The sequence below is a fragment of the Marivita lacus genome (assembly GCF_014637725.1).
Classification (GTDB): Bacteria; Pseudomonadota; Alphaproteobacteria; order Rhodobacterales; family Rhodobacteraceae; genus Marivita; species Marivita lacus.
In genome coordinates, this window is sequence record NZ_BMFC01000018.1 from 1 (window position 1) to 24,628 (window position 24,628).

The following is a 24,628-nucleotide window of genomic DNA, read 5'->3' on the forward strand; positions in this document are numbered from 1 at the left end:
CCCGCTCGGTCACCAGCTTTACTGCCTCGATCTTGAACTCGCGGCTGAACTTTCGTCTCGTCATATCCAATCTCCAATTCCATGGTCACGATCTTATCTTCGTGTCCACGAAACCGGCAGCAGGCCACAAAACCGCATCGTCGCTAAGGTCGACGCCCTCATGGCCCTATGCGACCGACTGGAGGCCGCCCTGACCGCCGCCGACACAACGCGCACCCGACTCCTTGAAGCCCTCCTCCACGAGGCGCTGGCGCCAGAGGCCAGAGTTCTGGAAGCGGCTGAATGAGCGAGGTTGTCGACTGGACGCAGGTCGCCGCCTTGCTTGACGATCTCTACACGGCTGCCGACGGTCTCGAACGGCTTTTCCCGGGGCGGAAGTTCACGCTCGACGGACATCTCGTCGGCAGTATTGGCGAGGTCACCGCCGCATACATGTTCGATCTCGACCTCAACCCCGCCTCGACCCTAAAGCATGATGCCCGAGCGCGGGATGGGCGGAACGTGGAGATCAAGCTGACCCAAGGAAGAGGCGTCGCGATCCGTCACGAGCCAGATCATCTGATCGTCCTGCATCGCCCCATGGGCGGCCCTATGAGGGTAGTTTTCAATGGACCGGGCGCAATCCCGTGGGCAGCATCAGGCAAAATGCAGAAAAACGGTCAGAGGCCGATCTCGCTATCGCGGCTCCGGCTTCTCGCAAACGACGTCCCCGAACACGATCGCTTGCCGATGTTGAGGGAGCCGCCGGTTTGAAATTGGACCGCACCTGCGTATTCCGGAACATGCGGCCACCTGTTCCGACGCATTCGGCCACCTGCGACGCGTTGCCGTGAGGCAGCGTTTTTTGGGTATCAGGTTTGAGGCATTTCGTCATCCATTTTGGCGATTGTCTTGCGCATGGACGCCCCTTCCAGCTCGATGCGATATGCGTTGTGGACGATGCAGTCGAGGATGGCGTCGGCGATCCGTGTTGACGCCACTTTCAGCGATTTCGCGCGGCATCGGGCGGCAGAAGACAGTGTAAGTTCGGCTCTCGTTCACGGGGTCGAGGCCAAGCGAGGAGACACAATTGATCTCGACGGACTCCGCTGAAATGAAGTTCGCACCGGACCAGTAAACGCCAGTGCCACGGCTACCTGCCGTCGGCCTCAGGATTTGAGAGCGCGCTCACACGATCAACGAGACGTTGCACCGCAGCTGGATCACGAGGTCGGTCTCTTCCGCTTGTCCGCACCAAATGGCGAACCCACCAGAAACCGACACAAGCGGCAACTATGGCGCACCACGGTAGAAAGACTAAAGGTAGCGTTTCTATGAACTTACGTCATCGGCCGTAGCTGGCACCAAGTCCAATTCAGCCATCATATGCGCCTGCTCGGCATACCGTCCGGCGATCTTGTCAGCCCGCTCATTGTATTGATCGCCCGCATGGCCTTTGACCCACTGCACGCGCACGCTTCGCTTCGAAACCTCGACCTCGAATAGCTTCCACAGGTCACTATTCCGTTTAATTGTCTTTCCCTTGTTCACCGCGTCATGGACGTATTGACTGTCGGTCCTCACTATCACCGACGCACCGACAGCCGTGTGGCGTAGGGCCTCGATAACAGCTTGCAGTTCCATGCGATTGTTGGTCGTAGAACGCTCATATCCTCCAAACTCTTCGTTCGTCTCATGGATGATGAATGCCCAGCCACCCGGGTGACGCTCTTTTTTGCGCTGCCGTCGTCCCGCATAAAGAGCCCCGTCCGTCGAGATGGTAGTGGTGGCTTTAGACGCCCGGAACAAGCCGGCAGGACCAAGCCGAAATGGCACGTCATCGAGCGCACGCCGCTCAATGTCGGTCAGCAGGCCGACGCCGCCCATACGGCGCCTCGACTTACGATCGGCCGTCTCCATCCGTCGAGCAAACCATGAACGAAAATGCTCGAGTTTCTCATCGACCTTGATGTCGAGACCGTCCATGGTCTCAACACTTGTCGTGTATGAGAACGACTCGCCCCACCCACGCAGAACTCGGTCGACTAAGGCGAGGCTCTGAGCGTAGCACTGGCGAGCTGCAAAACTATTTTCGGCCTTCCGCACCTCCTCGATTGCCCTCCTACCAGCAGACAGATGGCCGTCCACGGTCTCCAGAATTCCTTTTCGCGCTCGACGCGACGGCTGCCAGAGCCCGGGCCGGCAATTGTAGCCGAGGAAATCGAACCCATCTGCGACTCGGCCATACTGCGCTTTTTCGGCGGAGACTGACGCCGCGAAAGGGTCATGACATCGCATTCCATGCTCGGCGAGAAATTTCCGGGCGCTGTCGAATGCCTTTCTGACCTTCGCTTCAGACGGCCCAAGCAAAACGAAATCATCAATGAAGCGTGCACATAGAATTCCGCGATCATTGAACTTTTCATCGAATGGCTGAAGGAGAATGTTCCCAAAGAGTGGTGACAAGGGAGACCCTTGGGCTACACCCTCGCTATCTGTTGGGAATACGGATCGATCCTCTCCCAGAACCTCCTCGTTTCCGAGCGTTACCGTTGTCGCGTCATCCAACAGGTTCAAGAAACGCTCATCGTCAACATCACGAGCGATGCGCTCAAGAACTACCTTGCGAGGGACTCCATCGAAGAACCCGGAGATGTCCGAGCGCACGAAGAATGTATGATCACTTTTGAACGCATCACTTAGAAATTTTAGAGCGTGCGGGACTGAACGATCTGGAACGCCGCCAAAGCTGCTCTGCTGACGTCCTGCTTGGCGCGCCACCTCAACCTTTTCCTGTAGGGTATCGAGCAGCGCCCGTTCAACAATCCGGTTGTGGACAGATGCCATGACGATGCCGCGCTTGCCGCCGCTGCTTTTGGACTTCAGGACACCTTTTTGCGGGTCGAATTCAAACGTTCCCTCACGAAGCCGTCTCTTAATCCGAAATATGTCCCTGTTTGCAGTGCGCTCGAAGTCCTCGATCGCACTGCGGGTTTCCTCAGCTTTTGATCGGGCTCCGTTCGCGCGAATCCTGCGCCAAGCCTTATGGAGCGACTCTTGTTTGCTGCATAGTTCGAATAATTTCCCCATGAGCGCTCGTTCTCTCTGGCGGACGCATCGGTAAGCCTCGTCCTGCCTCTGAAGTTGCCTGTCGCTTCCACGGACCGCTTCCGGCATCGCTGGGATGCTCGGTCACGGCGACCGACAAGGGCTGTCGGGGCGCGAGGCCCGTCGACCCGAGGCCGCCCCCCATCGGATCGGCGCTCAGCATGAACCCGGCGATGAGAATGACGGCGNTCAGCATGAACCCGGCGATGAGAATGACGGCGTAAAGCGTCGCCGAGGAAAACTCCGCGACGACAGAGAGCCAGCCCCAGGGACCAGCAGTGTGTAGCGTGGGCGCGCGGAAGCCCGCATTCTCGCCTTGCAACGAGCATACCGGTTTTTGGCCGGTGTCAAGGGTTGCGCGCACGCCGCGCCCAGGCAGAGCCGAAACGTAATCTCAGTGACCATCCGATACTCCTGTTTCTCAAGTCCGAGGAGGGCTATGGCCGGTTCAGAGGCAGGGCTCGCCTGTCGCTTCCACGGACCAATTCCGGCATCGCTGGGATGCTCGGTCACGGCGACCGACAAGGGCTGTCGGGGCGCGAGGCCCGTCGACCCGAGGCCGCCCCCCATCGGATCGGCGCTCAGCATGAACCCGGCGATGAGAATGACGGCGAAGCGTTTTTATCATAACGCGTAAAACTATCGTGTCAACTATATATCGAACTGCCTACTACATCTTGCGGACCGCGCAAACGGCGCATGGATTTGTGGTGGCAGCTCCGCCCCGATGGACAAGATTTGATGGTCAAATGGTCATTTGAATGGTCCTGATGGCCAAGTTTTGATGGTCGCATCAAACCCCAAAAAAAAACACATCACCCGCACTTGCTGTGGCCGCACGACCCGCAGGTCATGCACCCCTCGACCATGCGCATGTCGTATTGCCCGCAGGAGGGGCAGGCCTTGCCACGTCCACCGGGCAGGTTGACCACTTGCGCTTGCGGGTCGGATTTCAGTCCCATGCCTTCGCCCGCGAGGAACCCGATGGCGATCATGTGCTGTTCGATCACACCGCCGATGGCGGCGAGGATCGACGGGATGTATTTGCCGTTCACCCAAGCGCCACCGCGCGGATCAAACACCGCCTTGAGCTCCTCGACCACGAAGGACACATCGCCGCCGCGCCGGAACACGGCCGAGATCATGCGTGTCAGCGCCACGGTCCAGGCGAAATGCTCCATGTTCTTGGAGTTGATGAACACCTCGAACGGCCTGCGATGCCCGCCGACGATGATGTCGTTGATCGTGAGGTAAATCGCGTGTTCGCTGTCGGGCCATTTCAGCTTGTAGGTCGCGCCCTCGAGCGCCTTGGGCCGATCCAGAGGCTCGGACATGTAGATCACGTCGCCATGCGGTTGCTGCGGTGCGTCTTCCGTGGTGGCGATGACTTCGGGGGCCTCCGGCTTCTTCTCCTCCGACACGCTCAACACCGATCCGGTCACGTCGTTCGGCCGGTAGGTCGTGCAGCCTTTGCAGCCGGTCTCGTAGGCTTCCATATAGACGCTTTTGAACGCCTCGAAGGAAATGTCCTCGGGGCAGTTGATGGTCTTGGAGATCGAACTGTCCACCCATTTCTGCGCCGCCGCCTGCATCTTGACGTGCTCCAGCGGCGCAAGCGTCTGGGCGTTCACGAAGAACTCCGGCAACTCCCGGTCGCCGAATTTCTCGCGCCACATCTGCACGGCATAGTCCACCACCTCTTCCTCGGTGCGGGTGCCGTCCTTCTGCAAGACCTTGCGGGTGTAGGCATAGGCAAAGACCGGCTCGATCCCCGAGGACACGTTCCCGGCATAGAGCGAGATCGTCCCCGTTGGTGCAATCGAGGTCAGCAGCGCGTTGCGGATGCCATGTTCGCGGATCGCGTCGCGCACATCCTCGTCCATCATCTGCATGGTGCCCGACGCCAGGTATTTGTCGGCATCAAACAGCGGGAACGCACCCTTTTCCTTGGCCAATTGCACCGACGCAAGGTACGCGGCGCGGGCGATCGCGTGCAACCAGTCCTCGGTCTGTCGCGCCGCCTCGTCCGATCCATAGCGCAGGCCGAGCATCAAGAGCGCATCCGCCAGCCCGGTCACACCCAGCCCGATGCGGCGCTTGGCCTTTGCCTCTTGCCGCTGCGCCTCCAGCGGGAAGCGGGAGGCATCGACGACGTTGTCCATCATCCGTACCGCAGTCGCGACCAGCTCATTCAGCGCGTCCACATCCAGCGCTGCCGCCTCTTCGAACGGGTCGCTGACCAGCCGCGCCATGTTGATCGACCCCAACAGACACGCGCCATAGGGCGGCAAGGGCTGTTCGCCGCAGGGGTTCGTCGCCGCGATGGTTTCCACATAGCTCAGGTTGTTGGCCTTGTTGATCCGGTCGATGAAGATCACGCCCGGCTCGGCATAATCATAGGTCGCCTTCATGACGCGGTTCCACAGGTCGCGCGCCTGAACGGTGCGATAGACGGTGCCGTCAAACACCAGGTCCCACGATCTGTCCGCCTTGACCGCTTCCATGAAATCGTCGGTCACCAGCACCGACAGGTTGAACATGCGCAGCCGGGCTGCATCCGCCTTGGCGCCGATGAAATCCTCGACATCCGGGTGATCGCAGCGCATCGTCGCCATCATCGCGCCGCGGCGCGATCCCGCCGACATGATGGTGCGGCACATCGCGTCCCACACATCCATGAAGGACAGCGGGCCGGAGGCATCCGCCGCCACGCCCTTGACGCTGGCCCCCTTGGGCCGGATCGTGCTGAAGTCATAGCCGATGCCTCCGCCCTGCTGCATCGTCAGCGCGGCCTCTTTCAGCATCTCGAAGATGCCGCCCATGCTGTCGGGGATCGTGCCCATGACAAAGCAGTTGAACAGCGTCACCGACCGCGCGGTGCCCGCACCTGCCGTGATCCGCCCGGCGGGCAGGTATTTGAAGTCCGACAGCGCGTCATAGAACCGGTCTTCCCAGACCTGCGGCACTGCCTCGACCTCGGCCAGCGCCCGCGCGATCCGGCGCCACGTGTCCTCGACCGTACGGTCAATGGCCGTGCCATCCGCCTCTTTCAGACGGTATTTCATATCCCAGATTTGTTCGGCGATCGGAGCGGTAAAGCGAGACATGGCGGCGATTCCCATTTTGGCAGCAGACAGACAAGATAACGTAAAAATCAACAGTTCCACAACGCCTAGATTGCGCGAGCGTTTACTCTACCATATCCTGTTGCGTCTGTGGAGCACCCTGTGTGTAAAGCTGTCAGCCACATCCGCCTCCCCAGCTAATTTCGCCCATAACGTGAATAAACATTGTATTCTCACCCGATCTGCATCATAAGGGCCATGCAAAGATTCTTCCGACGACCTTCTGTTTCCTAACGGCCTCAGGCGATCCTACGACGACACTGAGCCGGGCCATCGCATGTTGCGGGTGGCGAATAAATACTAGGAGACAACACGATGGCAAATGGCACCGTGAAATGGTTCAACGGCCAAAAAGGCTTTGGCTTCATCGCACCCGAGCATGGTTCGAAGGACATCTTCGTTCACATCTCCGCGCTCGAGCGCGCCGGCATTCATCAGCTTGATGACGGCCAGGCCGTGACCTTCGACGTGGAAAGTGGCCGTGATGGCCGCGAAAGCGCGACAAATCTTGCTCTGGCATAAGCCAAGGCGACACTGATCGAAAAGCGGGCGCGGTCCTTGGACAGCGCCCGCTTTTGCGTTTGACGACCCCCAAAACAACCGGGTACGATCCACCGTCAAGGAGATGGAATGATGGCGAAACTCACCAAAGATACCCTCTTCAAAGCCTCCCAGCCGCGGTCTGAAACCGTGATGGACAAGACCACCCGCGTCGTCCGCGAAATGCTCGACACCGAAGCCGAGCAGCGCGAGGCGAAAACCCAGCGCCTGCGCAAGACCCGGATGGAACGCGAAGCCCGGACACCGGACGATCCCAAGCCCAAGACCCGCGCCCGCAAGAAACCCGACTGACAGCACACCGCTCGCGGCTTGAAGCCCCCCCTCCGTCCGCTATGATGATACTGCAGGGGGCTCCGAACAGCATGGCAGGCACGATCCATCTCATCAAACTTTCCGTCGGTTCCGACAGCGTCGAGCAGATCGAGGACTGGCAACAGAACCGCTCGAAACAACGGGCGAACGAGCACTATTTCCACCTCACCCGCATGTGGCCAAAACGCGAGGCCGACCTGCTCAATGGCGGCTCGATCTACTGGGTCATCAAGGGGTTGTTGCAAGCCCGGCAAAAGATCATCGGGCTGGAAGAGATCATCGGTGATGACGGCATCCGCCGCTGCGGCATCGTTCTGGAGCCCGAGCTGATCCGCACCGCCACCGTGCCAAAACGCCCGTTTCAGGGCTGGCGCTACCTCAAACCCGAAGACGCGCCGCCCGATCTGGGCAAATCGCGGCTGAATGACGACACCCTGCCGCCGGAGCTTGCCGGGGCGCTGGCCGAAATCGGCGTGCTCTGACGGTTTCGCACAGCCGGTCTGCACCTCTGCACTGGTACTTCCCGCGCAGGTCCCTAGGTTGAGGTGCGACTCGCAACCAGCAGGACGCAGAACATGACCGACAGCTATACGCCCCCCAAGGTCTGGACCTGGGACAAGGAGAACGGCGGCAAGTTCGCCAGCACCAACCGCCCCATTGCCGGCGCCACCCATGACAAGGACCTGCCGGTCGGCGCACACCCGTTCCAGCTTTACAGCCTTGCAACCCCGAATGGCCAAAAGGTCACCATCCTGTTCGAGGAACTGCTGGCCGCTGGCCATACCGGTGCCGAATACGACGCGTGGCTGATCCGCATCGGCGATGGCGACCAGTTCGGCTCTGATTTCGTGGACATCAACCCGAACTCCAAGATCCCGGCGCTGATGGACCGCTCCGGTGACACGCCTGTCCGCGTCTTCGAATCCGCCGCGATCCTGATGCATCTGGCGGAAAAGTTCGACGCCTTCCTCGGTGCGCCCGAAAACCGCGCCGAAATGCTCAGCTGGCTCTTCTGGCAGATGGGCAGCGCGCCCTATCTCGGCGGTGGCTTCGGCCATTTCTACGCCTACGCGCCGGAACCGATGGAATACCCGATCAACCGCTTCGCGATGGAAACCAAGCGCCAGCTTGATGTGCTCGACCGGCAACTGGCCGAGCACGATTTCATCGCCGGGCCGGATTACACCATCGCCGATATGGCGATCTGGCCCTGGTATGGCGGGCTGGTGCTGGGGCGGCTATACAACGCGGCCGAATTCCTCGACGTCGAAAGCTACACCAACGTGCTCCGCTGGGCCAAGGCGATCGACGCCCGCCCTGCGGTCAAGCGTGGCCGCATCGTCAACCGCGTGTCGGGTGACCCCAGCGAACAGCTGCACGAACGCCACGACGCCTCGGATTTCGACACCAAGACGCAGGACAAGATCGCGGCGGCGGAATAACCCGCCCCCGATCTGACGCAGCACACGAAAAGAAGGCCCGCCCATATTGCCGAACGCAGGGGCGGGCTTACCTGATCCCGCATGAAAGACACACCCGATCCCCGCAGCCGCGCCGTTCCCACCGGGCGCACTTCGCGCGCCATGCGGATGGGGGGGCTGGCCGGTGGTCTGCTTGGCTCTGCCGCAGCTGCCGGGGCGCGTCAGCTGTTCCAGGGACAGCGCCCCTCGGCGCGGGAGATGTTCCTGACACCCTCGAACGCGCATCGCCTGACCGACCAGCTTTCGCAGATGCGCGGGGCCGCGATGAAGATGGGTCAGCTCCTGTCTCTCGAAGCGGGCGATCTTCTGACCCCCGAACTCGCCGCCGTGCTGCGCCCCCTGCAGTCACAGGCGCATTTCATGCCTCCCGCGCAGCTCAAGCAGGTGCTGACAGCGGCGTGGGGCACGGAATTTACCAAACGGTTCAAGAAATTCGACGTCCGGCCCATCGCTGCCGCCTCCATCGGGCAGGTGCACCGCGCGCAGACCCGCGAAGGGCGCGATCTGGCGATCAAGGTCCAATACCCCGGCATCCGCGACAGCATCGACAGCGACCTGCGCAACCTCGCAAGCCTGATGCGGCTTTCGGGCATGATGCCCAAGGGGCTGGACCTCAAACCGCTGCTCGAAGATGCCCGGCAGCAATTGCACGAAGAGGCCGATTACGCGCAGGAGGCGCGCAGCTTGCGCCGTTTCGGGGAGTTGTTGCAGGACGATCCCGATTTCATCGTCCCGACAAGTCACGACGACCTCTCCAGCCGCGATATCCTCGCCATGGATTTCATCCCCTCCGATCCGATCGACACGCTTGAGGACGCGGACCAGACCACGCGCAACACCATGGCCGAACGGCTCATCACCCTGATGATGCGCGAGGTGTTCGACTTTCACCTCGTCCAGTCCGACCCGAATTTCGCGAATTTCCGCTGGCAGCCCGAGACCGGCAAACTGGTGCTTCTGGATTTCGGCGCGACCCGCACCCTGTCGCCCGATCTCGTGGCGCGGTCGCGCGGCGTGCTGCAACCGGCGCTGGACAATGACCTGCCCGCGATAGAAAGCGCCCTGACCGACCTTGGCCTGCTGTCCGAAGCGCTGCCCGACAGGACCCGCGCCGAGATCCTGAACATGGTGGAAATGGCAAACGCCCCGATGCTGCACGCCGACGGGTTCGATTTCGGCAACACGTCGCTCGTTGCCAATCTTCGGGACCGCGGGCTGGCGCTTGGGCGGGACCGGTCGATCCAGCACATCCCGCCGACCGAAGTGCTGTACCTGCAACGCAAGGCCGCCGGGCTGTTCCTGCTGGCGACGCGACTGAGGGCGCAGGTGACCCTGCGGGACCTGTTCCAACGATTCGCGTAACGCGCCAAATCCGTCGACGGATTGCTCCGCGTTACACGCCCAGCCGCTCGATCAGTGCCCGGAGCACCGTCCGATCCGCGTCCGATTTCTCGGCCAGACGACTGCGGAACAGCGTCGCCTGACTTTCGAGGATCGGCGGTTCATCGAGAATTTTCAGGTGGTTCGCGCGCAATGTCTCACCGGTCGAGGTGATGTCGGCAATCGCCTCGGCCGTGAGGTTCTTGACCGTGCCTTCCGTGGCGCCCTGACTGTCGACCAGCTGGTAATCCGCCACACCGCCCCGGCGCAGGTAGTCGCGCACCAGACGGTGATACTTGGTCGCAATCCGCATTCGAAACCCGTGCCGCGCCCGGAATGCCGCCGCAGCACCGTCCAGATCGTCCAATGTGTCCACATCGACCCAGCATTGCGGCACTGCCACGATCAGGTTGGCCTGTCCAAATCCCAAGGGCACCAGCGGTTCGACCTTCTGGTCCCATTGCACCAGCTTTTCCTGGATCAGATCGTTGCCCGTGACACCGAGGTGAATGCGCCCCGCCGCCAGTTCGCGCGGGATTTCGCCCGCCGAGAGCAGCACCAGATCGACCCCCTCGACACCCTCGACCGCGCCTGCGTATTCGCGCTCCGATCCGGTGCGGGTCAGCGTCACGCCCCGCGCGCCGAACCAGTCAAAGGTCTTTTCCATCAGCCGCCCCTTGGACGGCACCCCCAGCTTGACGGTCATGACAGCCCTCCGAGGTCCAGCACAAGATCGGGCCGGATCACACCGCCCACCGCCGGAATCTCGCGCCCCTGCCCCAACCGCCGGGTCAGCGCGTCATAGCGCCCGCCGGTGGCGACAGGGGGCAGGTCGGGCCGCTGTTCGCAATAAAAGCCAAAGACGAACCCGTCGTAATACTCCATCGACGTGCGCCCGTAAGATGCCTCGAAGGGAAGCGCGTCCACATCGATCCCGCGTTGGGCCATCGCCTCGCAGCGCGCCTCGAACCGGTCGAGCGCAGGCAAAAGGCCCGGCAGGTCCACCGCGATGTCGCGCAGATGTTCCAGCGCGTTCGGGCAGGTTTCCGACACCGCCAGCACCGCGGTGATCAGCTCAACCTCTTCGTCCCGCATCGGTGCCTCGGCCGCGTCGGCGCGCAGCGCGTCGATCCGTGCGGCGATCTCGCGCTCGCCGCGCAACCCGATCATCACGCCCGCCTCGGGCAAACCCATGTCCGACCCCAACAGTGCCGCACGCGACGGCGGCACAGGCGTCAGCCCGGCAAAGCGTTTGAGCAACGCGGTAAACCGTGCCGGTCGCCAGATATGACGCATCAGCGCGACGCGCCGGTCCTCGGTCGTTTTCAATCCCGCGACCATGGCGATCAGGATGCCGATATCCCCCGTCGCCGCGCGCAGGCCCAGCGGGGCCAGCACTTCGGAAAAGCGCCCGAACACATCGGCATCCGACGCCGCCGCGTTCGATCCGCCGAACTCCTCGTAGCCGACCTGCATGTATTCGCTCCGGCGGTCGGGATGGTCTTCCTGTTTGCGGAACACTTCGCCGAAATAGGTATAGCTGGCGGGGTCTTCGTCGCTCTCCATGTGGTACTGCACCACCGGCACGGTGAAATCGGGGCGCAGCATCATCTCGCCGCGCTCCGGATCGGTCGTCACGTAAGCACGGGCGCGGATGTCTTCGCCGTAGAGATCCAGCAGCACCTCGGCGGGCAGCAGGATATCGGTCTCGAACCGGGACGCCCCTGCGGCGACGAACCCGTCGCAGATCGACTCGGCCTCGATCCGGGCGCGCGATTTATAGGGAATGCTTTGCGCCATCAGGAATAGCTTTCGAGGATCTCGCGCACCTTGGTCACAAGCTGGTCGCGCGGCACTTCGAACTGGTTGGGCCGGTCCTGCCATTCCTCGAGGCTCGCACTTTGTGCGATCTTGGTGCCAAGGATCAGGTCCTTGATCTGCACCACGCCATTGGCCTTTTCATCGCCCCCTTCGATCACCGCAACCGGCGACTGGCGCTTGTCCGCGTATTTCAGCTGGTTGCCGAAATTCTTGGGGTTGCCCAGATAGACCTCGGCCCGGATGCCCGCATTGCGCAGTTCGGCCACCATCGCCTGGTAATCACCCATGCGGTCGCGGTCCATGACGGTGACCACCACGGGTCCCGTGCTCTGGCTGCCGATCCGGCCCTTTTCGCGCAGGGCAGCCAAAAGGCGGTCCACGCCGATGCTGACCCCGGTGGCGGGGACCGGCTGGCCGGTAAAGCGTTTGACCAGATCGTCGTAGCGCCCGCCGCCCGCGACCGACCCGAACTGCCGCTTTCGGCCCTTTTCATCAAGGATTTCAAACGTAAGCTCGGCCTCGAACACGGGGCCGGTGTAATAGCCAAGACCGCGCACCACCGATGGGTCGATGACAATGCGGTCCGGCCCATAGCCGCCAGCAGCCAGCAGATCAGCGATCTGCTCAAGCTCTGCCACACCTTCTGCCCCAATCGCGCTGTCACCAACCGCCGCCTTCAGATTCTCGATCGTCTGAGCGGCAGTCTCGCCCTTGGAGGTTAAGAACGCGATAACGGGCTCGGCCTGCGCATCGCTCAGCCCCACACCGTCGATATAAGCGCCCGAGGCATCCAGCCGCCCCTTGCCCAGCAATTCGCGCACACCTGCCCCACCGACCTTGTCGAACTTGTCGATGGTGCGCAGAACCGCGTCGCGCTGGCGGTCGTCAGACAGACCCATGGACTCCAGAACGCCGTTCAGAACCTTGCGGTTGTTCACCCGCACGATGTAGTCGCCGCGCGGGATGCCGACCACTTCGAGGCAATCGGCCAGCATCGCGCAAATCTCGGCATCCGCTGCCACCGACGCGGCACCAACCGTATCCGCATCGCATTGATAAAACTGGCGAAACCGCCCCGGCCCCGGCTTTTCGTTGCGCCAGACCGGACCCATCGCATAGCGCCGGTAAGGCAGCGGCAGGTCGTTGCGGTGCTGCGCATAGACCCGCGCCAACGGGGCGGTCAGGTCATAGCGCAGGGCGAGCCAGTCGCCTTTGCCATCGTCCTCCTGCCATGCGAACACACCCGCGTTGGGGCGGTCCACGTCCGGCAGGAACTTGCCCAGCGCCTCGACCGTTTCCACGGCCGAGCTCTCCAACGCGTCGAACCCGTAGCGATGATAGACCCCGGCGATCTGCGCCAGCATCTCGGCGCGTTCGGTCACATCGGTGCCGAAATAGTCGCGGAAGCCCTTGGGCGTCTGCGCCTTGGGCTTGGGGGCTTTTTTGTCAGTCGCCATGGTCAATTCCCGCCTGGGCTTGAGTGTCGCGCCTCCTCTAAACGCTGGAACCCGAGGGAGCAAGCAGAGGTGCGGGTGCCATGTGACAGAGGGTGATGACAAACCGGTAAAGGTTTCTGCCGCGCGCATGTCCCCCCTTGCCATCGGCGCGTGACGCGCGCATCTCTGGGGCATGGATACCACCGCCCTGGAAGAGCGCATCGCGCACCTGATACGCGTCACCGACGACCTGTCCGATACCGTGGCCAGACAGGCGCGCGAGATCGACCGCCTGACCGCGCGGGTCGAGATGCTGATGATGCGGGAAGCCGAACGCGAGTCCGAAGGATCGGGCGGCATCGTTCTGGGTGACGAACGCCCGCCGCACTACTAGGCCTATCCGGTCAGTTGCTGCGGATATCGGTCTCGACCACGGCACCGTCATGCAGCAGGATCGTTTTCCATTCCGGGTTCGACCCGAAGGTTTCATAGACGCTGACAAAGGCCGTGTTGCGCGACAGCCGTGACAGCGCCGATCCGCAGGGCTTGCTCTTGCCCACGCGGCAGATGCGCGATTTCAGGGTCTCGTAGGCGGCATCGGTGGACGAATAGGGCTGCACCTTTGACGGCAGGCCATAGCGCAGCTGTTCGTGGGTTTCGGGACTGCCGAACAGCGCCAGCGCAGCGGTGAACTGCCGCGCGCAGCCATCGTCGAAACCGGTGACGAAAAACGTATGCGGCGCGGTGGTGCCGGGCTGGGAATCGTACAGCGTGTAGGCGCTGCCATTGTCGGGATACCGCGCGACCCTCCTGCCAAGCCGGCGCGCGTTCACATCGCAGACGCGCGCCAGCACGCCGTAGGGCAACACGGTTCCCAACGCCACGACCTGGTCATCCGGCGCGCCGGGGTTCGGGCCTCTTGGCGGCGCGACCTGTGCCACCGGGCTTGCATCGCTTTGCGTGCGCGGCGGTATGGCGGCAACGCGAGTGCCGTCCTCGGCCTGTGCCGACTGCGCGGCACGGTTCAGGAATCCCAGCAGCCCGCGGCGTGGGGTCACTTCGGTGGCGGGAGGCGCGGTCTCGGGTCCGCCGACAGGCAGCTCCCCCGCATCCTCGCGCAGCGCCGCCTGCATTTCGGTGTCGGTCACCTCGGCGTCGGACAGGCGCGGCACGCTGCGCAAGGGATCACCCGCACATCCGGCCAACAGGCCAGCCGCGATCAGGATCGCAAGAAAACGGATCATGTGTCCCCCTCTTTCGCTGAGGCACCCTAGCGAGGCGTCCGGACCCCGTCCAGCACACCGCATGCAGCGGTCCGCCCTGAGCGGATCACAGCTCTTCGACCTCCAGCACCCCGGACAGCGACTTGATCGCGCCCTTGATCTCCGGAGTGATCGGAAAGTCGCGCGCCAAGGCCACATCGACCTCGCCGGGCAGACCCGGCGCGTTGAGACAACAAATGCGGATCGGCCCTTTGCCCGCCCTGGGCAACTGCTCTGCCGCGCGGGACAGCACGGAGGCCACATGCGCGACAACCTCAACCTCATCGACAAAGATGCGCAGACCAAGGCTCACCGCATCGGCCACGGCAATGTCCACCGGCGCCACCGACCGGCCCAGCAGCTTGAGCTGATCGGACTCGAGCGTCGCCTCGACCGTGACCAGCACCTTCGACCCGGTTTCGAGGTGATCGCGCGCCGCCTCGAGCGTGTCGGAAAACAGCGTGACCTCGTAGGCGCCGGTCGGATCGCTGAGCTGGGCAAAGGCAAACCGGTTGCCACGTGCCGATTTGCGCTCCTGCCGACCCGCGACAACCCCCGCCATCTTGACCACGCAGGGGCCGTTCTGGACCTTGGCCAACACGTCATCCAGCGTCATCGCACCCTTGCGTTTCAGCGCCGTCATGTAGTCGTCCAGCGGGTGACCGGACAGGTAAAATCCCACCGCCTTGAATTCCTCGGACAGGCGCTCGGCGGGCAACCAGTCGGTGACAGGCGACAGGCGCGGTTCGGGCAGGTCGTCCCCTGCTTCGCCGAACAGCGACACCTGCGCAGAGGCGCGCTGATCGTGGATCGCTGCGGAATAGCCCACCATCGCATCGAGGCTTTCGAACACGCGGCGGCGGTTGCGATCAAGCTGATCGAACGCGCCAGAGCGGGCCAGCATTTCCAGCGGCCGCTTGCCAACGCGTTTCAGATCAACCCTGCGCGCCACGTCGAAAAGGTTGACGAAAGGTTTCTCACCCCGCGCGTCGACGATGAGTTTCATCGCCTCGACGCCGACATTCTTGAGCGCGCCCAGCGCGTAAACCAACGCCCCGTCCTGCACGTCGAACATCGCCTGCGACCGGTTCACACACGGCGGCACCCAGGGTAGACCAAGCCCCTTCTTCACTTCTTCGAAGAACACGCCCAGCTTGTCTGTCAGGTGAATATCGCAGTTCATGACGCCTGCCATGAATTCGACCGGGTGGTTCGCCTTGAGCCATCCCGTCTGATAGCTGACCACCGCGTAGGCTGCGGCGTGGGATTTGTTGAAGCCGTAATTGGCGAATTTCTCCAGCAGGTCGAACACCTCGCTGGCCTTCTTCGCCTCGACGCCATTCTCGGCAGCCCCCTTTTCGAACTTGGGGCGTTCGGCGTCCATCGCCTCCTTGATCTTCTTGCCCATCGCACGGCGCAAGAGATCCGCACCGCCAAGGCTGTAGCCCGCCATGACCTGCGCGATCTGCATCACCTGTTCCTGGTAGACGATGATGCCCTGCGTTTCCTCAAGGATATGGTCGATCAGCGGATGCACGGATTCGCGCTCTTTCAGCCCGTTCTTGACCTCGCAATAGGTCGGGATGTTTTCCATCGGGCCGGGACGATACAGCGCCACCAGCGCCACGATGTCCTCGATGCAGGTGGGCTTCATGCGCTTGAGCGCGTCCATCATGCCCGAGCTTTCCACCTGGAACACCGCCACGGTCTTTGCGGCGGCGTACAGCTTGTAGGTGGCCTCGTCCTCCAGCGGGATATGCCCGATATCGTTCTCGGCCCCCGCAGCAGGCTGGTAAAGCTCGGTGCCATCTGCGGCGATGTGCAGGTCGCGCCCGGTCTTGAAGATCATGTCCAGCGCGTACTGGATCACCGTCAGCGTCTTGAGGCCCAGGAAGTCGAACTTGACCAGACCGGCCTGTTCCACCCATTTCATGTTGAACTGGGTCGCGGGCATGTCGGATCGCGGATCCTGGTAGAGCGGCACCAGTTCGTCCAGCGGACGGTCCCCGATCACCACACCCGCGGCATGGGTGGAGGCGTTGCGCAAGAGCCCTTCGACCTGCTGGCCATAGGTCAGAAGCCGGTCGACAACCTCTTCCTCGCGGGCCATCTCGCGCAGGCGCGGCTCGTCGATCAGCGCCTTCTGGATGCTGACAGGCTTTACCCCCTCGACCGGGATCATCTTGGACAGGCGGTCCACTTGCCCGTAGGGCATCTGCAACACGCGCCCCACATCGCGCACAGCGGCCTTGGACAGAAGCGCACCGAAGGTGATGATCTGGCCCACCCGGTCCTTGCCGTACTTGTCCTGCACGTAGCGGATCACCTCTTCGCGGCGGTCCATGCAGAAGTCGATGTCGAAGTCGGGCATCGACACCCGTTCGGGGTTCAGAAACCGCTCAAACAGAAGCTGATAGCGAAGCGGATCAAGGTCGGTGATGGTCAGCGCATAGGCCACGAGGCTGCCTGCACCCGACCCCCGCCCCGGCCCCACCGGGATGTCCTGATCCTTGGCCCATTTGATGAAGTCGGCCACGATCAGGAAGTATCCCGGAAACCCCATGCCCTCGATGATGCCCAACTCGAATTCGAGCCGGTCTTCGTACTCCTTGACCTCTGCCGCATGCGGGATCACCGCGAGGCGGTCCTTCAACCCCGCTCGCGCCTGCCGCTTGAGTTCCTCGACCTCGTCATCCGCGAATTTCGGCAGGATCGGATCGCGCCGGTAGGCCATGAAGGCGCAGCGACGCGCGATTTCGACCGTGTTCTGGGTGGCCTCGGGCAGGTCGGCAAACAGCGTCACCATCTCCTGCGGCGACTTGAAATAATGCTGCGGCGTCAGGCGGCGGCGCGGTTCCTGCTGATCGACATAAGCCCCGTCGGCAATGCAGATCAGCGCGTCATGCGCCTCGTACATGTCGGATTTCGGAAAATAGACATCGTTCGTCGCGACCAGAGGCAGGCCCATCGCATAGGCCATTTCGACAAAGGGCCGTTCGGTCAGGCGTTCGTTCTCCGGCAGGCCGTTCTCGCCCGGATGACGCTGCAACTCGACATAAAGCCGGTCGCCAAAGACACCCGCCAGCCGCTGCATCACCGCCTCTGCCGCCCCGCGATTGCCCTGCTGCAGGATGCGCCCGATGGCCCCGTCCGGCCCGCCGGTCAGGCAGATCACGCCGTCGCTGTGGCGCTCCAATTCGTCCAGCGTGACGTGGGGCAATTCACCGTCACGGCGCAGGTACAGGCAGGAATTGAGCTTCATCAAATGCTCGTACCCGATCTCGCTCTGCGCCAGCAGAACCACCGGCGCGGTCGGCTTTGCCCGCTCACCCGGTGCCGGGTCGGCCACCCGGAGATCGACCTGGCAGCCGATGATCGGCTGCACACCCGCATCCGCTGCACCCACCGAAAATTCGAGCGCTGCGAACAGGTTGTTCGTGTCGGTCAGCGCAACAGCGGGCATGTCCTTGGACAGGCACAGATCGGGCAGCTTCTTGAGCCGCACCGCCCCTTCCAGAAGCGAATACTCGGAATGGACGCGCAGGTGAATGAATCGGGGATCAGCCATTTCGCTACATTATGCAGGGGATGCCGGACTGAAAAGCCCAAGACTTCGTTTGGATGGCCGCTTGAGCCTTGGTTCTTCGCCTTTGAAACAGGCAAACTTCGTCGCCGGACAACGGTGACATGACGAAAGCCCTTGCCAAACCTGCATTGGCTTGCCTAGCTTTACAGGACGACAGGGAACACCCCGCGCATCTTCTACGCCGCATCGAGGGCGCGCAAACAACGGGGCATGATGGTAAGGCGGCAGGTTTTTCACATGGATATCACCTTTCTTCTGAACGGAGAGAGCGTGGAGCTGCGAAACGTGTCCCCCACGGCGACGCTGCTCGACTGGTTGCGCGACACGCGCGGCCTCACCGGCACAAAGGAAGGCTGCAACGAAGGCGACTGCGGAGCCTGCACCGTCATGGTGACGGACGCGCGCGGCGCCCGCGCCCTCAACGCCTGCATCCTTTTCCTGCCCCAGCTTGACGGCTGCGCCGTCCGCACCGTCGAGGGCATCAGCGCCCCCGATGGCACGCTTCATCCGGTGCAACAGGCGATGATCGACCATCACGGCTCGCAATGCGGCTTCTGCACACCCGGTTTCGTCGTTTCGATGGCGGTGGCGCACCTGAACGGCGACACGGGCCATGACGACGCGCTGGCGGGCAACCTTTGCCGCTGCACCGGCTACGCCCCGATCATCCGCGCAGCGCAAGCCGCCACCGATCAGCCAGTGCCCGCCTGGATCAAGGACACACCCCCTGCTTCTCTGGTTCAAAAATACCCTTCGGGGGGTCTGGGGGGCAGACAGCCCCCCAGCGGTGCCGCACCCGAAACGCTGGACGACCTCGCAACCGCCTACGCCGCGCGTCCCGACGCGACGCTGATCGCAGGGGCGACCGATGTGGGCCTCTGGGTAACCAAGTCGCTGCTCGATCTGGACGACGTGATCTTCCTCAATCGTTGCACCGAGCTGCAACAGATCGAAGAGAGCGACGACACGCTCCGCATCGGCGCGGGCGTGACGATGGACCGGGTCTTGCATGCGGTGAAGGACCTGCACCCCTCCTACGCCGAGATGATCCGCCGCTACGGCTCTGCACAGGTCCGCGCGGCGGCCACGATCGGCGGCAACATCGCCAACGGCTCGCCCATCGGAGACAACCCGCCTGCGCTCATCGCACTGGGGGCCACGCTGCACCTGCGGGCGGGCGATCACCGCCGCGACATGGCCCTCGAGGAGTTCTTCATCGCCTATGGCCGGCAGGACCGCGCCAAGGGTGAATTCGTCGAGGCGGTCACGATCCCGCGCCACGCACCGGGGCTGAAGGTCTACAAGCTGTCCAAACGCTTCGATCAGGACATCTCGGCCGTCTGCGGCGCGTTCAACATCAGCGTCGAAAACGGCACCGTCGCAAACGCCCGCATCGCCTTCGGCGGCATGGCGGCCACACCGAAACGGGCAACGGCGGTCGAGACGGCCCTGACCGGCGCGGAATGGAGCGAAAAGACCGTGCGCGGCGCGATGGCCCAGATGGCAGGGGATTTTACGCCCCTGTCGGACATGCGCGCCTCAGCCGACTACCGCCTGCGCGCGGCGCAGAACATGCTCCTGCGCTATTGGCACGAGGATCAGGGCACCCCGTCGAACGTGCTGGAGGTGTCGGCATGAGTGTCTCGAAACCGCTGCCCCATGACGCCGCCCGGCTGCATGTCACCGGACAGGCGCGCTATGTCGATGACATCCCGATGCCGCAGAACACGCTGCATCTGGCCTTCGGGCTCAGCACCATCGCCGCCGGGCGGATCAGTTCGATCAACCTCGACGATGTGCGCGCCGCCCCCGGCGTGGTGCGTGTGTGGGAGGCCAAGGACCTGCCCAGCGACTGCGATTGTTCGCCCTCGAACCATGACGAGCCGATGCTGTCGGGCGCGACGATCCAGTATCTCGGTCAGCCCGTGTTTCTTGTTGCCGCGACCAGCCATCTCGCCGCGCGCAAGGCGGCCCGACTGGCCCAGATCACCTATGGCGAACGCGATGCGATCCTGACCATCGACGATGCCATGGCCGCCAACAGCCGTTTTGAAGACGGGCCGCGCGTCTGGGAAAAGGGCGACGCAGGCGAGGCTATCGACACCGCCCCCCGCCGGATCAGCGGTGTGATCGAAATGGGCGGGCAAGAACATTTCTACCTCGAAGGCCAATCCGCGATGGCGCTGCCGCAGGAAGGCGGCGACGTGGTGGTGCATTCCTCGACCCAGCACCCGACCGAGATCCAGCACAAGGTCGCCCATGCGCTGCACCTGCCGATGCACGGCGTCCGCGTCGAGACCCGGCGCATGGGTGGCGGCTTTGGTGGCAAGGAAAGCCAGGGCAACGCGCTGGCCATCGCCTGCGCCGTGGTGGCGTCCGCCACCGGCAGGCCCGCCAAGATGCGCTATGACCGCGACGATGATTTCATGATCACCGGCAAGCGGCATGATTTCCGCATCGAATACCGTGTGGGTTTTGACGATCAGGGCGTGATTTCCGGCATCGAGTTCGAGCATTACACCCGCTGCGGCTGGGCACAGGATCTGTCGCTCCCCGTGGCCGACCGCGCGATGCTGCACGCCGACAACGCCTATCACCTGCCCCATGTGCGGATCGAAAGCCACCGGCTCAAGACCAACACCCAGAGTGCCACCGCCTTTCGCGGCTTTGGCGGCCCGCAGGGGATGCTGGGCATGGAACGGGTGATGGACCATATCGCGCATGATCTGGGCCTCGACCCGGTCGCGGTGCGGCGGGCGAATTACTATTCGGCAGAGGTCGAGGGGGGCGCTGCCCCCGTCGCCTCCGGCGACTCCCCCGGAGGTATTTCGGACAAGAAGAAGCAGGGGGAAGATCTCACCTCGCGCGGGGCGCAACAGGTAACCGCCGCGGGGGCACCGGTCGTGGCGGATGCCGAACAGACCACGCCCTACGGGCAGGTCGTCGAGGATTTCATCCTGCACGAGATGACCGATCGCGTGCTGGAAGGCGCCGATTACGAGGCGCGCCGCGCGGCGGTGGCCGACTGGAACGCGGGCAATGCCGTCATCAAGAAGGGCCTCGCCTTTACACCGGTCAAGTTCGGGATTTCCTTTACGCTGACGCATCTCAACCAGGCGGGCGCATTGGTGCATGTGTATCAGGACGGCTCGATCCACATGAACCATGGCGGCACCGAAATGGGACAGGGCCTGTTCCAGAAGGTGGCACAGGTGGCGGCCGACCGGTTTGGGGTGCCTCTGGAGAGGGTCAAGATCACCGCGACCGACACCGCCAAGGTGCCCAACACCTCGGCCACGGCTGCCTCCAGCGGTTCTGACCTCAACGGGATGGCGGTAAAAGCCGCCTGCGACACGATCCGCGACCGGATGGCCAATCATCTGGCGAGCCTGCACCAATGCAACACCCGCGACGTGGTGTTCGCCGATGGCACTGTCACCGTGCAGGGCGAGACCTACAGCTTTGCCAAGGTCGCGCAGCTGACCTACGAGGCGCGCATCAGCCTGTCGGCCACGGGGTTCTACCGCACGCCGAAACTCAGCTGGGACCGGATCAAGGGTCAGGGCCGCCCGTTCCTCTATTTCGCCTATGGCGCGGCGATCAGCGAAGTGGCGGTGGACACACTGACCGGCGAGTACCGCATCCTGCGCACCGACATCCTGCACGATGCGGGATCGTCGCTGAACCCGGCGCTCGACATCGGGCAGGTCGAAGGCGGGTTCGTGCAGGGCGCGGGCTGGCTGACAACCGAGGAACTGGTCTGGGATCAGTCAGGCCGTTTGCGCACCCACGCGCCCTCGACCTACAAGATCCCCGCCTGTTCGGACCGGCCTGATGTGTTCAACGTGGCGCTCTGGGAGGGGGCCAACCGCGAGGACACGATCTACCGCTCCAAGGCGGTGGGCGAGCCCCCCTTCATGCTGGGCATGTCGGTGTTCCTCGCGTTGTCCGACGCGGTGGCGGCTTGTGGTTCGGGCTATCCGGCGCTCGACGCGCCCGCCACGCCGGAGCGGGTGCTGGCGGCCATCGAAAGGGTGCGCGATGGCGTTTGACCTTGAAAGCCTGCGCGCGGCGGTGACAGCACATGGCCGGGTCGCCCGCGTGGTGATCGCCGAGGTGCAGGGATCTTCCCCGCGCGAGGTGGGCGCTGCGATGCTGGTCTGGGAGGGCGGGCAATCCGGCACGATCGGCGGCGGTGCGTTGGAGTATCAGGCAGCCCAGCAAGCGTTCCAGCGCGCAGGCTTCAGCAAACACCCGCTTGGCCCCGAACTGGGCCAGTGCTGCGGTGGCGCGGTCACTCTGCTGACCGAAACCTTCGACGCCGACCGCGTGCGCGAACTGGAGGGCGAGAGCATCATCGCCCGCGGTCCGGGGGACATGCCGCTGGCCGTCAAACGACTCACCGCCTGCGCGCGCAACCAGGGCGTCGATCTGCGCCCACGCAGGGTGCAGGGCTGGTTCGTCGAGCCTCTGGCCCGTTCGACGCAGGCGCTCTGGATCTGGGGCGCGGGCCATGTCGGGCGGGCCCTCGTGGATGTGCTGCACCCGATCCCCGAGCTTGGCATCACCTGGGTCGACACCGCGCCAAGCCGCTTTCCCGACACCGTTCCCGACGCGGTGAACGCCCTGCCCGCCAGTGATCCGCTGCGCGTCGTTCAACACGCCCCCAAGGATGCCGCGCATCTGATCCTGACCTATTCCCACGCGCTTGACCTGAGCCTGTGCGACGCGCTGCTGCATCACGGGTTCGGCTTTGCGGGGCTGATCGGATCGGGTACGAAATGGGCGCGCTTTGCCTCGCGTTTGCGCAAGATGGGGCACACAGACGCCCAAATATCTCGCATCTGCTGCCCGATTGGGCAAAAATCACTTGGCAAACATCCGCAAGCGATTGCCGTCGGGGTTGCCGCACAGCTATTGAGCCTTTCAACGACCAACGCAGGTGTTCAGTGTCCTCCAACACGACAGACAACCTCCTTCGCCTCTCGGGCCTGACCAAGGCCTATCCCGGTGTTGTCGCCAATGACGATGTGTCCTTCGACATCCGCGAGGGAGAGATCCACGCCTTGCTGGGTGAAAACGGCGCGGGCAAGTCCACGCTGGTCAAGATGATCTACGGGCTGGTGAAACCGGACAAGGGCAGGATGACCCTGCACGGCGCGCCCTATGCGCCGTCCGAGCCAAGTGCGGCGCGCAAGGCGGGTGTGGCGATGGTGTTCCAGCACTTCTCGCTCTTCGATGCGCTGGACGTGGCGGAAAACGTGGCGCTTGGCATGGAGAACCCACCGCCGCGCCGCGATCTGGCCCGGCAGATCCGCGAGGTGTCGGAAACCTACGGCCTGCCGCTCGATCCGTCGCGCACCGTGGGCACGCTGTCGGCGGGCGAACGGCAGCGGGTCGAGATCATCCGCTGCCTGCTTCAGGATCCGCGCCTTCTCATCATGGACGAGCCAACCTCGGTGCTGACGCCACAGGAAGTCGGGATCCTGTTCGAGACCCTGCGCAAGCTGAAGACCGAAGGCACCGCGATCCTCTATATCAGCCACAAGCTCGAAGAGATCCGCACGCTCTGCGACCACGCGACGATCCTGCGGCTGGGCAAGAAGGTGGCGACCTGTACACCCTCCGAGACCACCGCGCGGGCGATGGCGGAAATGATGATCGGGTCGAGCTTTGTCTCACCCACCGCGAAACACGCGATCCCCGGTGAGGTGCTCTTGCGGGTCGACAACCTGACGATGCCCCCCCCCGGCGCCTTCGGCACACCCCTGCGCGGCATCAGTTTCGAACTGCGCGCGGGCGAGGTGCTGGGCTTTGGCGGGGTCGCGGGCAACGGGCAGGATGAACTGCTGCTGGCGCTGTCGGGAGAACGCCTGACCGAGCGTGGCACGATCTGGATCAAGGGCGCGGATGCCAGCCGTGACGGGCCCGTGCTGCGCCGTGCCGCTGGTTGCCTGACCGCCCCCGAGGAACGACTGGGTCACGCGGCGGCGCCCAATATGAGCCTGACGGAAAACGCCGTGCTGACGGCGGGGCGTCGGCAAAGGCTGGTGCGAAACGGCTTTATCGACTGGAAACGCGCCGAAGGATTTGCCGCGGATGTGATCCAACGCTTCGACGTGCGCACTCCCGGCACCCATGTGGCGGCGCGGGCCCTGTCCGGTGGCAATTTGCAGAAATTCGTCATCGGGCGCGAGGTGGCGCAGAACCCGGACATCCTTGTGGTGAACCAGCCCACATGGGGCGTAGATGCCGCCGCCGCCGCCGCGATCCGGCAGGCCCTGCTGGATCTCGCCTCCAAGGGCGCCGCGATCCTGGTGATCAGTCAGGACCTGGACGAGCTTCTGGAAATCGCCGACCGCTTTGGGGCGTTGAACGAGGGGCGGCTGTCGCCGCTCAAGCCGGTGGCGGATCTGAGCATCGACGAGATCGGCCTGATGATGGGCGGCGCGCATGACATGGAGGTGGCCCATGTGGAGGCGTGACGCATCAGCCAACCGCTCCCTCAGATTGGTGGCGTTTCATTTGCATATTTTTGAAAAGAAGAAGCAGGGGCAGTGCGCGCCACTCCCTTGTT

At 63.4% G+C, this 24,628-nt stretch carries 19 protein-coding genes and 1 pseudogene; 12 read left to right on the plus strand and 8 right to left on the minus strand.

Annotated features, from left to right (window positions below):
* Together IEV82_RS23760 and IEV82_RS20700 are read left to right on the plus strand one after the other, a co-directional pair.
* A partial coding sequence (locus IEV82_RS23760; RefSeq protein ID WP_229747952.1) for a hypothetical protein occupies nucleotides 1-286 on the plus strand: 286 nt, incomplete at its 5' end.
* Nucleotides 283-753: a DUF6998 domain-containing protein gene (locus IEV82_RS20700; RefSeq protein WP_188483992.1), complete on the plus strand. Its 471-nt coding sequence runs from the start codon at nucleotides 283-285 to the stop codon at nucleotides 751-753. The genes IEV82_RS23760 and IEV82_RS20700, both read left to right, overlap by 4 nt.
* Before the next feature lie 98 nt (nucleotides 754-851).
* On the opposite strand, the pseudogene IEV82_RS24080 reads toward IEV82_RS20700, so the two are convergent.
* The 3 genes and pseudogenes from IEV82_RS24080 to IEV82_RS20710 form a co-directional block, all read right to left on the minus strand.
* Nucleotides 852-965, minus strand: a pseudogene (locus tag IEV82_RS24080) (AAA family ATPase); the annotation flags it as partial.
* Between the two features lie 346 nt (nucleotides 966-1,311).
* Complete coding sequence (locus IEV82_RS20705) at nucleotides 1,312-3,069, minus strand: RNase H family protein (RefSeq protein WP_188483993.1); 1,758 nt, start codon at nucleotides 3,067-3,069, stop codon at nucleotides 1,312-1,314.
* Nucleotides 3,070-3,902: 833 nt separating this feature from the next.
* Nucleotides 3,903-6,194, minus strand: a complete 2,292-nt coding sequence (locus tag IEV82_RS20710) for an adenosylcobalamin-dependent ribonucleoside-diphosphate reductase (protein ID WP_188483994.1) — start codon at nucleotides 6,192-6,194, stop codon at nucleotides 3,903-3,905.
* A gap of 333 nt (nucleotides 6,195-6,527) precedes the next feature.
* Here IEV82_RS20710 and IEV82_RS20715 point away from each other — a divergent pair, with 333 nt between their 5' ends.
* The 5 genes from IEV82_RS20715 to IEV82_RS20735 all read left to right on the plus strand — a co-directional run bounded on the left by IEV82_RS20715 (nucleotide 6,528) and on the right by IEV82_RS20735 (nucleotide 9,928).
* On the plus strand, nucleotides 6,528-6,734 hold the full coding sequence (locus tag IEV82_RS20715) for a cold-shock protein (RefSeq protein WP_188483995.1): 207 nt from the start codon (nucleotides 6,528-6,530) through the stop codon (nucleotides 6,732-6,734).
* 111 nt (nucleotides 6,735-6,845) lie between these two features.
* Entirely contained in the window at nucleotides 6,846-7,064 is a 219-nt protein-coding gene (locus IEV82_RS20720) for a hypothetical protein (protein ID WP_188483996.1), read from the plus strand.
* A 71-nt stretch (nucleotides 7,065-7,135) separates the two neighbouring features.
* Entirely contained in the window at nucleotides 7,136-7,567 is a 432-nt protein-coding gene (locus IEV82_RS20725; RefSeq protein ID WP_188483997.1) for a DUF1489 family protein, read from the plus strand.
* 93 nt (nucleotides 7,568-7,660) lie between these two features.
* Nucleotides 7,661-8,527, plus strand: coding sequence for a glutathione-dependent disulfide-bond oxidoreductase (yghU, locus tag IEV82_RS20730; RefSeq protein ID WP_188483998.1), 867 nt, complete (start codon nucleotides 7,661-7,663; stop codon nucleotides 8,525-8,527).
* Between the two features lie 81 nt (nucleotides 8,528-8,608).
* Nucleotides 8,609-9,928, plus strand: a complete 1,320-nt coding sequence (locus IEV82_RS20735; RefSeq protein ID WP_188483999.1) for an ABC1 kinase family protein — start codon at nucleotides 8,609-8,611, stop codon at nucleotides 9,926-9,928.
* 31 nt (nucleotides 9,929-9,959) lie between these two features.
* Here IEV82_RS20735 and hisG read toward each other — a convergent pair whose 3' ends face one another.
* Genes hisG through hisS form a run of 3 tightly spaced genes read right to left on the minus strand, consistent with a single transcriptional unit; the run spans nucleotide 9,960 to nucleotide 13,224 of the window.
* Nucleotides 9,960-10,652 carry an ATP phosphoribosyltransferase gene (hisG, locus tag IEV82_RS20740; RefSeq protein ID WP_188484000.1) on the minus strand — a complete coding sequence of 231 codons (693 nt, stop codon included), beginning with the start codon at nucleotides 10,650-10,652 and terminating at the stop codon, nucleotides 9,960-9,962.
* A complete protein-coding gene (locus tag IEV82_RS20745) occupies nucleotides 10,649-11,746 on the minus strand; it encodes an ATP phosphoribosyltransferase regulatory subunit (protein WP_188484001.1) in 1,098 nt (365 codons plus the stop codon). The genes hisG and IEV82_RS20745 overlap by 4 nt, the downstream gene beginning before the upstream one ends.
* Entirely contained in the window at nucleotides 11,746-13,224 is a 1,479-nt protein-coding gene (hisS, locus tag IEV82_RS20750; protein WP_188484002.1) for a histidine--tRNA ligase, read from the minus strand. The genes IEV82_RS20745 and hisS overlap by 1 nt, the downstream gene beginning before the upstream one ends.
* Nucleotides 13,225-13,396: 172 nt before the next feature.
* On the opposite strand from hisS, the gene IEV82_RS20755 reads away from it, so the two are divergent.
* A complete protein-coding gene (locus IEV82_RS20755) occupies nucleotides 13,397-13,597 on the plus strand; it encodes a SlyX family protein (RefSeq protein ID WP_188484003.1) in 201 nt (66 codons plus the stop codon).
* A gap of 10 nt (nucleotides 13,598-13,607) precedes the next feature.
* Here IEV82_RS20755 and IEV82_RS20760 read toward each other — a convergent pair whose 3' ends face one another.
* Both IEV82_RS20760 and dnaE read right to left on the minus strand, forming a co-directional pair.
* The gene (locus IEV82_RS20760; RefSeq protein WP_188484004.1) at nucleotides 13,608-14,447 is read right to left on the minus strand and encodes a hypothetical protein; all 840 of its coding nucleotides are present in this window, start codon (nucleotides 14,445-14,447) and stop codon (nucleotides 13,608-13,610) included.
* An 85-nt stretch (nucleotides 14,448-14,532) separates the two neighbouring features.
* The gene (gene dnaE, locus IEV82_RS20765) at nucleotides 14,533-18,033 is read right to left on the minus strand and encodes a DNA polymerase III subunit alpha (protein ID WP_188484005.1); all 3,501 of its coding nucleotides are present in this window, start codon (nucleotides 18,031-18,033) and stop codon (nucleotides 14,533-14,535) included.
* A gap of 255 nt (nucleotides 18,034-18,288) precedes the next feature.
* Here dnaE and xdhA point away from each other — a divergent pair, with 255 nt between their 5' ends.
* Genes xdhA through IEV82_RS20785 form a run of 4 tightly spaced genes read left to right on the plus strand, consistent with a single transcriptional unit; the run spans nucleotide 18,289 to nucleotide 24,536 of the window.
* Nucleotides 18,289-19,689, plus strand: a complete 1,401-nt coding sequence (gene xdhA / locus IEV82_RS20770) for a xanthine dehydrogenase small subunit (protein WP_188484006.1) — start codon at nucleotides 18,289-18,291, stop codon at nucleotides 19,687-19,689.
* Entirely contained in the window at nucleotides 19,686-22,103 is a 2,418-nt protein-coding gene (xdhB, locus tag IEV82_RS20775; protein WP_188484007.1) for a xanthine dehydrogenase molybdopterin binding subunit, read from the plus strand. The genes xdhA and xdhB overlap by 4 nt, the downstream gene beginning before the upstream one ends.
* Nucleotides 22,093-23,046: a xanthine dehydrogenase accessory protein XdhC gene (xdhC, locus tag IEV82_RS20780; RefSeq protein ID WP_188484008.1), complete on the plus strand. Its 954-nt coding sequence runs from the start codon at nucleotides 22,093-22,095 to the stop codon at nucleotides 23,044-23,046. The genes xdhB and xdhC overlap by 11 nt, the downstream gene beginning before the upstream one ends.
* A complete protein-coding gene (locus tag IEV82_RS20785; RefSeq protein ID WP_188484009.1) occupies nucleotides 23,001-24,536 on the plus strand; it encodes an ABC transporter ATP-binding protein in 1,536 nt (511 codons plus the stop codon). Before xdhC ends, IEV82_RS20785 begins: the two co-directional genes overlap by 46 nt.
* Nucleotides 24,537-24,628 lie beyond the last annotated feature (92 nt).

Bases quoted from the DNA above. Each gene is read 5' to 3' on its own strand.
- hisG (WP_188484000.1), bottom strand. From the start codon at position 10,652: ATGACCGTCAAGCTGGGGGTGCCGTCCAAGGGGCGGCTGATGGAAAAG.
- IEV82_RS20700 (WP_188483992.1), top strand. From the start codon at position 283: ATGAGCGAGGTTGTCGACTGGACGCAGGTCGCCGCCTTGCTTGACGAT.
- dnaE (WP_188484005.1), bottom strand. From the start codon at position 18,033: ATGGCTGATCCCCGATTCATTCACCTGCGCGTCCATTCCGAGTATTCG.
- IEV82_RS20705 (WP_188483993.1), bottom strand. From the start codon at position 3,069: ATGGGGAAATTATTCGAACTATGCAGCAAACAAGAGTCGCTCCATAAG.
- xdhC (WP_188484008.1), top strand. From the start codon at position 22,093: ATGGCGTTTGACCTTGAAAGCCTGCGCGCGGCGGTGACAGCACATGGC.
- xdhA (WP_188484006.1), top strand. From the start codon at position 18,289: ATGGATATCACCTTTCTTCTGAACGGAGAGAGCGTGGAGCTGCGAAAC.
- xdhB (WP_188484007.1), top strand. From the start codon at position 19,686: ATGAGTGTCTCGAAACCGCTGCCCCATGACGCCGCCCGGCTGCATGTC.
- hisS (WP_188484002.1), bottom strand. From the start codon at position 13,224: ATGGCGACTGACAAAAAAGCCCCCAAGCCCAAGGCGCAGACGCCCAAG.
- IEV82_RS20720 (WP_188483996.1), top strand. From the start codon at position 6,846: ATGGCGAAACTCACCAAAGATACCCTCTTCAAAGCCTCCCAGCCGCGG.
- IEV82_RS20755 (WP_188484003.1), top strand. From the start codon at position 13,397: ATGGATACCACCGCCCTGGAAGAGCGCATCGCGCACCTGATACGCGTC.
- IEV82_RS20710 (WP_188483994.1), bottom strand. From the start codon at position 6,194: ATGTCTCGCTTTACCGCTCCGATCGCCGAACAAATCTGGGATATGAAA.
- IEV82_RS20725 (WP_188483997.1), top strand. From the start codon at position 7,136: ATGGCAGGCACGATCCATCTCATCAAACTTTCCGTCGGTTCCGACAGC.
- IEV82_RS20745 (WP_188484001.1), bottom strand. From the start codon at position 11,746: ATGGCGCAAAGCATTCCCTATAAATCGCGCGCCCGGATCGAGGCCGAG.
- IEV82_RS20715 (WP_188483995.1), top strand. From the start codon at position 6,528: ATGGCAAATGGCACCGTGAAATGGTTCAACGGCCAAAAAGGCTTTGGC.
- IEV82_RS20735 (WP_188483999.1), top strand. From the start codon at position 8,609: ATGAAAGACACACCCGATCCCCGCAGCCGCGCCGTTCCCACCGGGCGC.
- IEV82_RS20760 (WP_188484004.1), bottom strand. From the start codon at position 14,447: ATGATCCGTTTTCTTGCGATCCTGATCGCGGCTGGCCTGTTGGCCGGA.
- yghU (WP_188483998.1), top strand. From the start codon at position 7,661: ATGACCGACAGCTATACGCCCCCCAAGGTCTGGACCTGGGACAAGGAG.